The sequence below is a fragment of the Streptomyces sp. V3I8 genome, assembly GCF_030817535.1.
Taxonomy (GTDB): domain Bacteria; phylum Actinomycetota; class Actinomycetes; order Streptomycetales; family Streptomycetaceae; genus Streptomyces.
In genome coordinates, this window is record NZ_JAUSZL010000004.1 from 243,354 (window position 1) to 258,682 (window position 15,329).

5 protein-coding genes and 1 pseudogene are annotated in these 15,329 nt (G+C 74.0%); 1 reads left to right on the forward strand and 5 read right to left on the reverse strand.

What is annotated here, in order from left to right; translation table 11 throughout:
• Window positions 1-55: 55 nt before the first annotated feature.
• The 5 genes and pseudogenes from QFZ75_RS40965 to QFZ75_RS40985 form a co-directional block, all read right to left on the reverse strand.
• Window positions 56-5,881, reverse strand: a pseudogene (locus QFZ75_RS40965) (beta-ketoacyl synthase N-terminal-like domain-containing protein); the annotation flags it as partial.
• Between the two features lie 254 nt (window positions 5,882-6,135).
• A complete protein-coding gene (locus QFZ75_RS40970; protein WP_307545927.1) occupies window positions 6,136-7,548 on the reverse strand; it encodes an NAD(P)/FAD-dependent oxidoreductase in 1,413 nt (470 codons plus the stop codon).
• Complete coding sequence (locus tag QFZ75_RS40975; protein ID WP_307545929.1) at window positions 7,545-7,994, reverse strand: SRPBCC family protein; 450 nt, start codon at window positions 7,992-7,994, stop codon at window positions 7,545-7,547. The genes QFZ75_RS40970 and QFZ75_RS40975 overlap by 4 nt, the downstream gene beginning before the upstream one ends.
• 481 nt (window positions 7,995-8,475) lie before the next feature.
• Window positions 8,476-9,711, reverse strand: coding sequence for an LLM class flavin-dependent oxidoreductase (locus tag QFZ75_RS40980; protein WP_307545931.1), 1,236 nt, complete (start codon window positions 9,709-9,711; stop codon window positions 8,476-8,478).
• Between the two features lie 1,779 nt (window positions 9,712-11,490).
• Window positions 11,491-12,762 (reverse strand): sensor histidine kinase, encoded by a 1,272-nt coding sequence (locus QFZ75_RS40985; protein WP_307545933.1) that lies wholly within the window; start codon window positions 12,760-12,762, stop codon window positions 11,491-11,493.
• Between the two features lie 1,469 nt (window positions 12,763-14,231).
• On the opposite strand from QFZ75_RS40985, the gene QFZ75_RS40990 reads away from it, so the two are divergent.
• A partial coding sequence (locus tag QFZ75_RS40990) for a helix-turn-helix domain-containing protein (protein WP_307545935.1) occupies window positions 14,232-15,329 on the forward strand: 1,098 nt, incomplete at its 3' end.

Consider the following 15,329-nt stretch of genomic DNA (forward strand, 5'->3'; position numbering starts at 1 on the left):
CTCTGCCCCTCGCTCGGTGCTGCTCGTACGGTTTCGTGGACGGGACGCGGCCGGGCTATGCGATGCCCAGCTCGCTGTCGAGGACGTCGAAGAGTTCCTCGTCGGTGGCGGATGTGTAGCCGGCCCCGGACTCGGGGGGTGCGGTGTCCTGGCGTGCGTCGTGCCAGGTGCGCAGGAGGGCTTCGAGGCGGCTGGTGATGCGTTCTTGGTCGCCGGGTGCGCTCTGGGCGCTCAGGGGGCCCAGCAGGGCTTCGATCCGGTCGATCTCGCCGAGTGCTTGCCGGGCCGCCGACTCGTCCTCCTCGGGCAGGACCAGGGCGTCGATGTGGTCGGCGGCGGCCCGGGAGTTGGGGTGGTCGAAGACCAGGGTGGCCGGCAGGGTCAGGCCGGTGGTGCGCTCCAGGCGCCGACGCAGTTCCACGGCGGCCAGCGAGTCGAAGCCCAGGTCCTTGAAGGCGCGGTCGGCTTCCACCGCGCCGGCCGAGGGGTGGCCCAGGACCGCGGCGACCTGTGCGCGGACCAGGTCCAGGAGCCGGCGGCCGCGTTCGGGGGCGGTAAGGGTGAGCAGGTGCCTGCGCAGCTGCCGGCCGGTGTCGGCGGTGGCGCGGGTGGCAGGGGTGGTGCGGGGGATGCGTACGAGGGCGCGCAGCACGGCGGGCAGGTCGTCGCCGCGGGCGTACAGGGCGCCCCGGTCCAGGCGCAGCGGCACCACCACACCCTCACCGCTGCCACTGTCACTGCCACTCCCGGTGCCGGTTGTGGTGGCGGTGCCGGTTGTGGTCAGGGCGTGGTCGAACAGGGCGAGTCCTTCGCCGGTGTCCAGGTAGGGGGTGCCCAGTTCGGCGGCCCGCCGACGCTGGGCGGCGTCCGGGGCGTCCTCGTGCGTGGCCCAGGGTCCGTACGCCAGGGAGAGCGCCGGCAGGCCCTGGGCGCGGCGGTGGCGGGCGAGTGCGTCCAGGAAGGTGGCGGCGGCGGCCTGGTTGGCCTGGCCGGCGCCGTGCAGCAGGCCGGTGGAGGACGACAGCAGGACGAACGCCGCCAGGTCCTGACCGGCGGTGAGTTCGTGCAGGTGCCAGGCGGCGCCGGCCCGGGGCAGCAGCGCGCTCTCCACGCGGTCGCGGGTCATCGCCTCCAGCAGGCCGTTGGCCGGGGTGAGGGCGGTGTGGACGACGGCGGTCAGCGGGTGCTCGTGCGCCACGGCGGCCAGTACGCCGGCCAGGGCCGCACGGCTGGTCAGGTCGCAGGTGTGCACGTCGATGTGGGCGCCGCTCTCGCGCAGGCCGCTCACGTCCGGGGCGGGGGCGGCCGGGTCGCAGGCCAGCAGCAGCCGGCGGACGCCGTGGTGGCCGATGAGGTGGCGGGCCAGCGGCAGGCCGTGGCCGTCCACGCCGACGGTCACCAGGACCGTCCCGTGCGCCGGCAGCGGCCCGGCCTCCCCCACCGCGCCGAAGCCGGTACCGGCGGCGGCCAGGCCGGAGGCGGTACTGAGGCCGGAGCCGGAGGCGGCGGGGGCGGGAGTGGCGGACGCGGGAGCAACGGGGGCGGCGGGTGCGGGGGTGGTGTCGGCGGGGGTGAGGCGGCAGACGAGCGGTCGTCCCTCGTGCAGGGCCACGTCGCTCTCCCCCTCGTCCAACAGCGCCAGCGCGGCGGGCAGGGCGGCGCGGGAGGCCGCCGAGCCGTCCAGGTCCACCAGGGCGAACCGGCCGGGGTTCTCCGCCTGTGCGGCGGTGACCAGGCCGCGCACCGCGGCCTGGGCCAGTCCCGTGGCGCTGTGGGCGGACACGGCGCCCTCGGTGACCACCACCAGGCGTGCGGTGGCAAGGCGCGGGTCGCCGGCCCAGGAGTGCAGTGCGGCGCGGACGTGCTCGAGGACCGTGCGGGCGGCGGCCAGGACGTCGCCGGGGGCGTCCTGGCCGGGCGCGGCGCCCAGCAGCAGCATCTGCCCGGGGGTGTCCTGGCCGGGGGTGTCCTGGCCGGTGAGGTGTTGGGCGAAGGAGTCGATGTCCGCGTGGAGGGGGGCGGGGCTGTCGCCCAGGGCGCGCAGGGGGTCCTGTCCCAGCACCGCCCAGCTCGGGTGCGCGGGGGCGCCGGCCGGTGCGGCCGCGTCCTGCCACTGCGGGTACAGCAGTACGTCGGGGCGTACTCCGGTGGCCGCGGCGAGCGTGTCCGGTGTCAGGGGGGCGCAGGTGAGGGAGGCTACGGACAGCACCGGGGTGCCCGCGGTGTCGGCGAGGTCCAGACTGACGGCACTGGCGGCACTGGCGGCGCTGACGGCGCTGGGTTCGGTGCCGGTGTCCGTGCCGGTGGTGCGGGCCGCGCGTACGCGCAAGGTGGTGGCGCCGGGCGCGTGGCGCGACACCTGCCTCCAGTGCAGCGGCAGTGAGGGGCCTTCGCCGGCGCCGGGCAGCAGGTGGCGCAGCAGCGTAGCGGCCTCCCACAGCACCGGGTGCACGGTGAAGTCCTCGGTGCCGGTGTGCAGTTCGGGTGCCAGTGTCACCTCGGCGAACACCTCGTCGCCGCGGCGCCACAGGGCCGTCAGCGCGTCCGGGGCGGGCCCGGCGCCGTAGCCGTGCGCAAGGAGCGCCGCGCGGGCTTCGCCGGTGTCCAGTGCGCTCGCGCCGGGCGGCGGCCACTGGGTCAGGTCGGCCGGTGCCGGCGGGGGGCCGCCGGCCAGGGTCGCGGTGGCGTGCACGGTGGCGGGGATGTGCGGGTGCGGGGAGCGGGAGTGGACACGCACCGTGCGGCTGCCGTCCTCGCCGGCCGGTGCCAGGGTCACCTGCAGGGCCGGCATCTGGTCCCCGGACAGGACGAGCGGCGCCGTGGTGTGCAGTTCACCTATGCTCTCGCAGCCCGCGTACGCCCCGGCGGCCAGGACGAGTTCGGCCAGTGCGGCCGGCGGGAACAGCGCGGTGCCCAGCACGTCGTGTCCGGTGGCCCAGGGGTGTTCGCGCGGGGAGAGCCGTCCGGTGAGGACCAGGCCGTCGCCGTCGGCGAGGGTGAGCGCGGCCTTGAGGAGCGGGTGGCGCGGGGCCTCGAGCCCGGCCGCGCTCAGGTCCGTGCCGCCGGCCAGCGCATCGAGCCAGTAGCGCTCGCGCTGGAAGGCGTACGTCGGCAGCTCCACGCGCTCGGCGCCGTGTCCGGCATAGAAGGCGTCCCAGTCCACTGCCGCACCGGAGGCGAACAGCCCGCCCAGCGCGGTCAGTACGGTGACGTCCTCGGGCCGGTCCTTGCGCAGCACCGGCAGGTAGGTCACCTCGTCGGCCGCAGTGGTGGTGCCGGCCGGGACGGCACTGGTGTCGGTAGCGGTGCCGGTGGTGTCGAGGATCTGGCGGGCCAAGCCCGTCAGGACGGCGTCGGGGCCGCACTCCACGAACCGGGTGACTCCCGCGCCGTGCAGGGCCTTCACCGCGTCGGCAAAGCGCACGGGCCGGCGGACGTGGCTGACCCAGTACTCGGGGTCGGTCAGCTCCTCGGCCGTCGCCAGGACGCCGCTCACGTTCGATACGACGGCCAGCTTCGGCTGCGTATAGATCAACGAGGCGGCCACCGTGCGGAACTCGTCGAGCATCGGCTCCATCAACGGCGAGTGGAAGGCGTGCGAGACCCGCAGGCGAGTGCTCTTGCGGCCCAGCGCACGGAAGTGCTCGTCAACCGTGTCGATGTCGGTCTCGGCGCCGGAGACCACCACGGAGGTGGGACCGTTGACCGCAGCAATCCCCACCACGCCGCTGAGCAGCGGCAGGACTTCGTCCTCGGTGGCTTCGACGGCGAGCATCGCTCCGCCGGAGGGCAGCGCGTCCATCAGCCGGCCCCGCGCCGCCACCAGCGCAGCCGCATCCTCCAGCGACAGGACGCCTGCGACGTGGGCGGCGGTGATCTCACCGATGGAATGCCCGGCCACGAAGTCCGGCCGCACCCCCCACGACTCCAGAAGCCGGAACAGCGCCGTCTCCACGGCGAACAGGGCGGCCTGGGCGAAGAGGGTGCGGTTGAGCAGGTCGGCGTCGTCACCGAACACCACCTCCCGCAGCGGGCGTTCCAGCCGGCCCTGCAGCGCTTCGCAGACGGCGTCGAAAGCGGCCGCGTACACCGGGAACGCCTCGTACAGCTCCCGGCCCATGGACAGGCGCTGGCTGCCCTGGCCGGTGAAGAGGACGGCGGTGCGGCCCGAGGGGCGCGACCGGGTCACCGCGTCGTCGCCGAGCCCGGTGAGCGCGGCCAGGAGGTCCTCGCGGGTGCGGCCCACCACGACCGCCCGGTGTTCGAGGGCGGCGCGGGAGGAGAGCAGGGAGAAGCCGATGTCGGCCGGGGCGAGGTGGGGGCGTTCCTCCACCCAGCGGGCCAGTTGCTCGGCCTGGGCGGGCAGTGCGCCGGCGCCGCGCGCGGAGATCACCCACGGCACCGCCGGTGAGCCGGTTTTCGGGGCGGTGGCCGCTGCGGGGGCGGTGGGCAGGGCGGCGGGGGGTGCGGGGTGTTCGCCGTCCTGGGGGGCCTGCGGCGTCGGGTCGGGGTCGTGCGGGGGTGGTTCTTCGACGATGACGTGGGCGTTGGTGCCGGAGAGGCCGAAGGAGGAGATGCCGGCGCGGCGCGGGCGGCCGTCGTCGTTGACGGGCCAGGGGCGGGGCTCGGCAAGGAGCTGGACGGCTCCGGTGTTCCAGTCGACCTTGGTGGAGGGCTGGTCGGCGTACAGGGATTTGGGCAGGACGTCGTGGCGCATGGCCATGACCATCTTGATGATGCCGGCGACGCCGGCGGCGGCCTGGGTGTGGCCGATGTTGGATTTGATGGAGCCCAGCCACAGCGGGCGGTCTTCGGGGCGGTCCTGGCCGTAGGTGTCCAGCAGGGCCTGGGCCTCGATGGGGTCGCCCAGGGTGGTGCCGGTGCCGTGGCCCTCGATGACGTCGATGTCGGCGGGGGTCAGGCGGGAGCCGGAGAGGGCCTGTTTGATGACGCGCTGCTGGGAGGGGCCGTTGGGAGCGGTGAAGCCGCTGGAGGCGCCGTCCTGGTTGGTGGCGCTGGCGCGGATGACCGCGAGGACGGGGTGGTTGTTGCGGCGGGCGTCGGAGAGGCGTTCGAGCAGCAGGACGCCGGCGCCTTCGGAGCAGCCCATGCCGTCGGCGGATTCGGAGAAGGACTTGCAGCGGCCGTCGGCCGCCAGGCCGCGCTGGGTGCTGAAGTAGACGAACATCTCGGGGTTGGACATGACGGTGACGCCGCCGGCCAGGGCCAGGGTGCAGTCGCCGCGGCGCAGGGCCTGGGCGGCCAGGTGCAGGGCGACCAGGGAGGAGGAGCAGGCGGTGTCGACGGAGACGGCCGGTCCCTCCAGGCCCAGGGTGTAGGAGATGCGGCCCGTCACCAGGCTGCCGGCGCTGGAGCTGCCGGCTTCCTTGCCCTGGGCGTAGTCGTGGTACATGACGCCGGCGAAGACGCCGGTGCGGCTGCCCTTGAGGGTGAGGGGGTCGATGCCGGCGCGTTCGACGGCCTCCCAGGCGGTTTCCAGCAGCAGGCGCTGCTGGGGGTCCATCACCAGGGCCTCGTTGGGGCTGATGTTGAAGAACGCGGCGTCGAAGTCGGCGGCGTCGTGCAGGAAGCCGCCCTCGTTGGCGTAGGTCTTGCCGGCGTGGCCGGGCTGGGGGTCGTAGACGCCCGCGTCCCAGCCGCGGTCGGCGGGGAAGGCGGAGACGGCGTCGCGGCCGTCGGCGACCAGCTGCCACAGGTCTTCGGGGGAGGTGACGCCGCCCGGGTAGCGGCACGCCATGCCGACGATGGCGACGGATTCGTCGTCGGGTTTGCGTGCCGCCTCGTCGAGGCATCTGCGAGCGTCGCGCAGCTCCGCGAGAGTGCGCTTGAGGTATTGAAGGAGCCGTTCCTCGTTGCTCACAGGTGGCCATCTCCTCTCGGGTGGTGTGATCGGGCGCAGCGGAGCTGTCTGTGGCGGACGCCGCCGGGAAGTGCCGGCGGCGGGCTCCGCCGGGGGTGCCGGTGACGGGCTCCGCCGGGGTGCCGGTGGCGGACTCCGCCGGGGTGCTGGCGGGGTGCCGCAGGGTGTTGGCGGCGGGGGTGCCCGCCGGGGGTGCCCGCTTTCCCCCCCTTGTCCCCCTTCTTCCTGTGGGGGCGGCCTGGGCCTGAGGGGGGTTAGCGGGGGGTGTCGTGCAGGTCGGGCCGGGTGTGCTGGGCGAGGAGTTCGCCGATCTGCGGGAACTGGGCGCGGGCCTGCTGCGCGGTGAGGGCGGGCTTGTCGGGGCCGCGCAGCACGGACAGCAGCAGCGGCAGCGACATCATCCTGCTCTGCGGGCTGCGCAGGGTGCTGACCTCGTAGACGGCGCGCAGCACGTTCTCGTTGGCGGCGGCGGTGCGGGCGTAGCGGGCGCCGATGCTCTGCTGCATGGCCGCGCCGCGGACGGTGATGTTGGTCTTGACGCCGGGGAAGAACAGGTCGGTGGTGCTGGCCATGGTCCAGGGGCCCGCGCCGGCGGCGGCGATGTCGTTCTGCACGGCGCGCGCCAGGCCCGGCTCGAGTCCGTGGGTCTTGAGGCGGGTGCGCAGGGCAAGAGCGCCGAAGGCGGCCATCGACATGCCGGTGGCGTAGTTGGGGCTCAGCACCATCACGGCGTCACCGATGGCCAAGAACCCGTCGGGCAGGGGCAGTTTGTGCCACAGGCGGCGGCGGTTGGCCAGTCCGCGGGAGCCGCGGACCTCGGTGAGGGGGCGGGCGGTGGCGATGAGTTCGGCGACGACGGGGTCGCGCATGTCGCGGGCGAAGTCCGTGAAGCCCTCGTCCTGGGTGGGCGGCTGGCCGCCCTGGGTGCCGATGAGGGAGACGATCCAGCGGCCGTCCTCCTGGGGCATGAACGCGGCGCCCTTGCCGGGCTGTCCGGTGCCGGGGACGGTCTGGATGAGGACGCCGGGAAAGTTCTTGGCGGCCTGCGGGGGCGCTTCGTACTCGCGGCCGGCGTAGGTGAGGCCGGCGTCGACGAACTCCTCGGCGACGGCGGGCAGGCCCAGGCCGGCGAGCCAGGTGGGGGACTTGGAGCGGCTGCCGCAGGCGTCGACGACCAGGTCGGCGCCGATGACGGCTTCGGAGCCGTCGGCGCGTTCGACGGCCACCCCGGTGACGGCGGTGGCGTCGCCTCTCAGGGCGACCGCCCTGGTGGCCTGCAGCACGGTGACGGCCGGGTCGTCGAGGACCTGGCTGCGCACGACGTGGTCGATCAGGGGGCGGCTGCAGGCGATCGTGTAGGAGTCGTCGTCGAAGGTGCGGAACCAGCCCTCGGAGGAGAGGGTGAGCATGTCGCTGCCCATGGCCAGGGTGTGGGCGCCGGCCGCGGTCAGCTGGGCCAGGGTGCCGGGCAGCAGCTGCTCGAGGGCTTCGGCGCCGCCGGCCATGAGCATGTGGTTCTGCCGGCCCTGGGGCAGGCCCTTGCGCTGGGCGGGCCCCTGGGGGTAGGTGTCGCCCTCGATGACGGTGACCTTGTCGGCGTGCCGGGCCAGGACGCGGGCGGCCAGCAGGCCTGCCAGTCCGCCGCCTATCACCACTGCCTGTGTCATCGGATGCTGCCCCTCTGTGCGGTGCGGCGCTGTGCCTCGCGCTCCAGCGCCTTGAAGGTGGCGCGGGTGTCACCGCGGAAGGCCTTGGCCCACACGAGGCGGAACAGCGGGACGAAGGGGCCGTGGACCTCGACGCGGCGGTGCAGCGCGACCTTGCCCGGGCCCTGGGCGCGGTAGGTGTTGATGATCAGCATCTTGCCGCCGGGCATCGGGGACTGGGTGGTGTAGGAGGTGCCGGGTTCGGTTTCGACGAGGGTGAAGTAGCCGCGCCGGCCCGAGACGATGCGGGAGATGGTCCAGCCGCCGCTGCCCGGCTCGAAGGGCCCCTCGAAGCCGCTCTGCAGGACGTGCGGGTCCCAGGTCGCCCAGGCGGGCACGTCGGAGACCGTCTGCCAGACGGCGTCCGGTTCGGCGTCGATGATGTCCGACTCTTCGAACGCGTACATGACCAAGTACCTCTCATTTGCGTGACACGACGGAGGGGGAGGAAGCGGGCGCGGGCCCTGCCGGGGCCCGCCGGAGTCCCGGCGGGGCCCGCCCGGCGAAAGCGCCCCGGCCGGATCCCCCTGGCAGGGGCGCCCCTGGTGGGGGTCCGCCCCAGGCGGGGGGTACGCCCCGGCCGGATGCGCCCGTTTGTCCGGGAGGTACATCCGCCCGGAAAGTGCGCCCATCCGGAGCGGGTGCGCCCGCCCGGGGGGTGCGCCCGCCCTGGGGGGTGCGTCCCGGACCGGGTGCGCCTGTGCGGAGGTGCGTCCGCCGAAGGCGGTGCGCCTGTGCGGGGGTGCGCCCTGCGGCAGACGCCGACGCCCGGGACACGGCGTCCGGGACACGGTGTCCCGGGGGGGGCGCCGGGGGGTGCCTGCCGGGCATCTCGTCCGGGGCGCCGGACGGGGCGCCGGACGGGGCGCCCCGCGGGGCGCGGCGGGGTCAGTTCCCGGGCGTGGGACGCGGGTTCTGGAACTCCTCCATGTCGGTACGGATCACGTAGTCGGACACGTCCACCGCCGGGGCCTCGATCCGCTCCAGGGCGTTCTTCAGCGGCACGGCGAGCCGGTCCTGCTTGGCCAGTTCGGCCGCCTCGCGGCGCCCGGCGAACTCCGGCATGACCTCGCGGGCGAACAGTTCCAGGGACTCGCAGATGTGCTCGTGGCTGTTGGAACCGAGCTGCACCTGGAAAATGATCTCGTCGACGCCCGCGGCCTCCTGCACCCGGATCATCTCGGCGAGCTTGTCCGGGGTGCCGATCCCGCGGCGCACCACCTTGTCCATGCGCTCCGCGTTCTCCGGCGGCACCGGCGGCTGCTTGGCGAACTCTTCCGACAGCACCGTGGTGCCGGGACGGTGGCCGCCCTGCACGTAGAAGTGCATGAAGGAGTTGACGTAGAAGTCGACGCCGCCCATGGCCCGCTCGTAGGCAATCTCCTCGTCGCGGTGGCACAAGAAAGGCAGCGCGACCGCGAAGTTGGCGTTGACGGCCTTGCCGACCGGGACGCAGTCCTCGGACTCGATGGTGCGGTAGTAGGCGCCGACGCGCTCGGTGGCCTCCTCCGGGGTCATGAACGCGAACGACAGGGCACCCACCCCGTTACGGGCGGCCGTCTCGACGGTCTCGGGGGAACTGCAGGCCACCCACAGCGGGGGGTGCGGCTTCTGCTTGGGCTTGGGCAGCACGTTGCGCGGCGGCATGTCGATCCACTGGCCCTGGTGGCCGGTGAAGGGCACCTCGGTGAGCATCCGGGTGATCACGCCGATCGCCTCGCGCCACTGCTCGCGCTTGGTGGCCCGGTCCACACCGAACGCGCCGAGCTCGTGCTGGGTGCTGCCCTGCCCGGAGCCGAACTCCACCCGCCCCCCGGACACCAGGTCCAGCATCGCGATGCGCTCGGCGATACGGGCGGGATGGTTCACCGCCGGCGGCAGCGTCACGATGCCGTGCGCCAGCCGGATGTTCGTGGTCCGGGCGGCCGCCGCCGCCAGGAACACCTCGGGCGCCGAGGAGTGCGAGTACTCGTCCAGGAAATGATGCTCGGAGGCCCAGACCGTGTCGAATCCCAGCCGGTCGGCGAGTTCTATCTGCTCCAGGGCCTCATTGAGTGTTTTCTCCTCCCCGTCCTCGGTCCACGGACGGGGATTCTGCAGGAGATAGATCAGACCGAAGCGCATACTCGCTCCTCTTCATCGACAGGAATGTCACCGCTGCCCGAGCCACGGCACCACTGGCTTTTCACCGGCCACTTCCGCGCAGAGGGCTCCCTGTGGAAGCAGGCCCGGCCACGGTATGAGCAAAGACTTCACGACCGCTCCCCCTACAAGCCCCTTAGCGGCCCTTACCCCCACCCCGCCCCGCCCCCGCCACCAAGCCCCACCCACACCCGCCCACCCGCACCCGCCCACCGGCCGCACCCGCAATCACGCACGGCCACCGGCCGCGGCGTACAAGACACGCAGGCACGCAGGCACGCAGGCACGCAGCAACGGCCACGGACTGCAGGACGCGAAGTACCGAGCACAACTGCGGGGCACGGCCACGGGATACGCCTGCGGGATACGGCTGCGAAGAGGCGCAGAGCCGGGACACGGGGTACGGGGGTGCGGGGGCTGCAAGACGCGGGAGTACGGCTGCGCAGTGCGGGGCGCAGGGTGCGGGACACGGGGTACTACGGGCTGCAAGACGCGGGGTATGCCTGCGCAGCACCGAGCGGGCTGCGGGCTGCGGGCTGCGGGCTGCGACCCACACGATCACGGACTGCGGAAAGCGGCAGCTCCCGGCCCCCGGCGGCAGCCGGCCGGCCACCGCGACCACAGCCCCGCCTCCCCGGAGAGGGGCGTGCTGCTCCCCGGCTCGCTCCGCGACCACCCCGGGACTGCCCGGAACTGCCGCGCATGCCTGCGCGGCGAGCGGTCCCCTCGAAGGGCAGGCGCGGGATGCGTAAAGCAGGAGCAGGCCCCCAAGAAGCACGTGCGGGCCACCGCGCCGAACGGGCAACCCCCTACGAGCAGACCCACCCCTACCCCCAGACACGACAAGGACACGAAGACCGAAACCGGCCCAGAGCACGACGGACACCGACAGGGACACGGTCACGGGCACGGGCACGGGGACGGGGACGGGGCAGGGCGGACACGGAAGCGGCACGGGGACGGGGGCGGGGGCGGGAGGGGTCCAGGGCAGGCAGGCGGGCAGGGAGGGGGCTGGCAGGGCACGGGATCGGGGCGAAGGCGGGGCCGGGCCGGATACGGGGTGGGTACTCCCCCGGGTGCGGCACCGACGGGGCCCGGCGCTGTCCCGGCCGCCACGGCGGGTGGGCACCGCCCGGCGCCGGCGCTGCCGGGCGGGCACTTTCCACGCTGGCGCTGAACGTCTGGAGGCTTTCCCTTTTTGACGGCCCGCCACCTCCGCCGCCCCGGGCGCCCCCTTCCCCCTTTTCCTCACACTGCCTGCCTGCCGCCGCACGCCGCATGGTGGACGGCTGCGCAAAGGAAAGCGCGGTACGCGGGACGGCCCCCGGCAAGGCAGGGGCCCGCCGCACCGGGAGGGGACCGTGCGGGCGGCGCGCCGGCCAACCAGCCACCGCCCGACGGGTGCTGCCGGGCACCGGGGCACCCGGCGGCCTCTGCCATCGGCCACCGCCCGGAACACCCCGCCCCCGCACGCCCCCGCCACCGCACGGTGCATGCGGTGGCAGGGAGGGGTGCATGCGGTGCAGTGCGGCGGGCCCCGCCGGTAAGGCCGCACCCCCGGCAAAGCGGCCCGCGCAGAAACCGCCGCCCCCCTCAAGGGCACAGCCCCGCCTTTGGGGCCGCAGTCCCAAAAGCAGCGGCCGCCCACCGGGGCCGGCGGTCCCTCAGGGCGGGCGGTCCCCGCAGAGCACCCCGCCCCCGGAGCCGCGCCCCGGCAGGGGCGGGTCCGGGAAGAGCGGGCCCGCCGCAGGGGCGGTGGTCTCAGGAGGGGTTGATCTGGGGAGCCAGCTGCTCGCAGGGCAGTTCGATGGTGGCGGTGGTGGGACCGCCCGGCGGACTGTGCAGGGCCAGGATCCCGTCGAACGCGCCGAGCCTGCGCTCGATGCCCGCCAGCCCGCTGCCGCCGGCCGGGTCCGCGCCGCCCCTGCCGTCATCGGTCACCGTGATCCGCAGCATGCCCTCCTCGCAGCGCATGTCGATCCAGATCCGCTCCGCCCGGGCGTGCTTGGCGACATTGGTCAGCATCTCCGACACGGAGAAGTACGCGGCCGCCTCGACCGGCGCGGCCAGCCGCCCGATCACCTCGTCACCGACCTCGGTCCTGACCGGACTGCGCAGCGCCAGCGCCCGCACCGCATCGCCCAGACCCCGCTCGGCAAGGACGGGAGGATGAATGCCCCGCACCAGCTGGCGCAGTTCGTCCAGGGCCTCCGCGGAGGACTTGCGGGTCTGCGCCAGCAGCACGGCCGCCTGGTCGGGATCACTGCGCAGCAGGTGCTCGATGGTGCCCAGACTCATCCCCATCGCCACCAGCCTCGCCTGCGCCCCGTCGTGCAGATCACGCTCGATACGCCGCAGCTCGGCCGCCGAGACGTCCACCGCGTCCGCACGGGACTCCTTCAGATGCTCGATACGCATCTGCAGCGCCCGCCCCCGTCCGGGCGCCAAGAACGCCCTCGTCAGCAAGCCGTGCACATGCAGGATCAGCGGATCGTAGCGCAGCCCCGCCGCGATGAACCCCGCCCCCAGCACGGCCGCCGCCAGCGCGGTCAGCTGCCCGCCCACCGGAACGAACGCATACCAGTACCCGACCTCACGCATCGGCCGCCACACACCGGCCGCCAGCACGAACCCCCACACCCCGTACAGCAGCAGAGCCGCCGCGAACATCCCCAGCACGAACCCCGCCACCGGATCGACGATCATCCACAGCAGATCACGCCAGGTCGCAGGATCCTTCAACAGCCACCGCCAGCGCTGGACCTGACCCACCACACCGCCCGCATCCGCCGGCAGCGGCCGGTAGGGCACCGCGATGTCCACCGCGCACCAGCGCCCCGCCAGCCGGCGGCGCGCGGTGGCATTGGCCCGGGCCGCACCGATCACCCACGGCGTGGTGAACACCCCGATCCCCACCACACTCAGCGCGATCGACACCACCGAGAGACAAAACAGCACCAGCGAGACCACCATCGACAGCAATGCCAGGCACGCCCCCCGGGCCGCAGCCGCCACACCGGCCCGAACATCCATCTCGTCTCCCGTGATCGAAACGCGCCGGCCCCGACGCGAAACCCCTTCACCACACCCGGACCCCGCCGCGCGACGCCCCGGCCGTACAAGACCCCTACTGTGCCGCCCGCCGGCCGCCAGCGGCACCGCCCCAGCACCCCGAAACCAGGGTGTACCTGCCACCACCGTGACCCATCCGGCACACCCACCACCACTATCCAGCCACCCCCACACCCCCCAACCAACCAACCGGCCGGCGGAGCAGCCCACCGGCCCACCGGCCCGCCAGCCAGCCCACCGACCTGCCGGCGCGCCCACCGGCCCACCGGCTGCTCCGCCGGCAGACCCACACCCCCGCAACTCCCCCGCCCACCCGCACCCCCGCCCCGGCCCCGAACTCAACCCTCACCCTCACCCTCACCCTCAGCCTCAGCCTCAGCACCGGCACCGGCACCGGCACCGGCACCGGCACCGGCACCGGCACCATCCCGCCGAACGGCCCGCCCGTATCCCGTACCCCGCGCCCCGCCCCGCCCCGCCCCGCCCACGCACCACCACACCGCCGGCGGCGGGCCCGGCATCGCCGCCCCCACCGGCACACCACCCGGACCGCCCCACGACCCGCACATCGGGGCAGGTTCCCCGGCCCGACGACACGGCCACCGTGCCCCCCCCTGGCAGGCCGGAAACAGCCCCGGCCACCTACCGGCGCCTGCCCACCGGACCCGGGCCAAGGACAACCACCGCCCGGCCACCCTCCTGGGACAGGACACCACCCACACCACAGCCCACCCGCACCCCGCCCACGATCCGCCCCGCCCACACCCCCATCCACATCCACATCCGCCCGCACCCGGCACCCGGCACCCGGCACCCGGCACCCGGCACCCGGCACCCGGCCACGCACTACCCCACCCGCGTCCCGCCCACACACCACACCCCGCCCCGCCCGCGCTGCCCCCGGCCCGGCCGCACACCACCCGCCCACAGCCCTCACAGCCCCCTCCCCCGACACCGGCCCCCGACAGGCCCGCAGCCGGCTCCCACCGACAGCCCACCACCCCGCAGGCCCGCCCCCACCGCTCGCCACCGGCGCCCCACCGGCCCGCGACGGGTCCCGACAGGCCCGCGGCCGGTCCCCACCGACAGCCCACCACCCCGCAGGCCCGCCCCACACCGGCCCACCGGCCCGCAACGGATCCCGGCAGGCCCGCAGCCGGCTCCCACCGGCCCGCCACCACCCCCACCGGCAGCCCACCGGCCCGCAGGCCGGCTCCCACCGCCCGCCACCGGCGCCCCCCTGGCCCGCGACGGGCCGGTGGCGGGCCCGCGTCCGGACGGCGGCAGGCCACCGCCGGCCCGCATCCGGCCACCGCCGCCCACCGCACGGCCGAAAACCACAGGCCCCTCCAACGCCTCCTGCCACGAACGCCGTTCATGGCTTAAAGTTGCGCTGCCGCGACCAGCATGACGAAGGGGGCACCCCGAAGATGTCGGTCACCAGCGGACGGGGACCCGACCTCGACGACGTGACACGTGCCGCCTACCAGCACGCCGTCAGCACCGGCCGCTTCCAGCGCGAGGACATCACCGCCCGCCTGCACCTGACCACCGACGAGGCCCTGCGCATCGAACGCACCCTGCGCTCCCTGTGCCTGCTGCACCCCCTGGCCGCAGGCAGCCACCTCGTCCCCGTCAGCCCCGACGCCGCCGCCGTCGCCCTGGTCGCCTCCACCGAACGCCACATCCACGACCTCCAGCACAGCGTCACCGCCGCCCGCGCCCGCCTGCTGTCCCTGATGCCCCGCTACCTCGAAGGCCGCCACACCCGCACCCAGCACGACGCCGTCGACGTCATCGCCGACCCCGACACCGCACAACTCATGATCGACCAGGCCACCGACCAGGCCACCAACGAAATCCTCACCATGCGCCCCGGACCCCCCCTGCCCCCCCACCGCCTGGCAGCCGACCACCACAACGCCCTGCACACCCTCCGACGCCACATCACCCTACGCACCCTCTACCAACACACCGCCCGCACCGACCCCCCCACCACCACCCACCTCAACGAACTCACCACACACGGCGCCCACATCCGCACCACCAGCGAAATCACCGACCACATCACCATCTACGACCGCACCACCGCCTTCCTCCACAACCCCACCCACACCCTCACCCTCATCCGCGAACCCACCCTCCTCACCCTCCTCACCAACACCTTCCACCACCACTGGGACAACGCCACCCCCTACCACCCACCCACCCACACCACCAGCCACACCCACACCAGCGGCAGCCTCGACAACAGCCACACCAGCGGCAGCGGCAGCAACACCGGCGCCCACACCGGCACCGGCACCAGCACCAGCACCAGCACCGACATCAACACCGACATCAAACACACCATCATCCGCCTCATGGCCCAAGGCCACAAAGACGAAGTCATCGCCCGCCGCCTCGGCATGTCCCTACGCACCTGCCGCCGCCGCATCGCCGAAATCATGACCCAACTCAACGCCACCAGCCGCTTCCAAACCGGCGTCAACGCCACCCGCACCGGCCTCCTCAACCCACCCCCACCC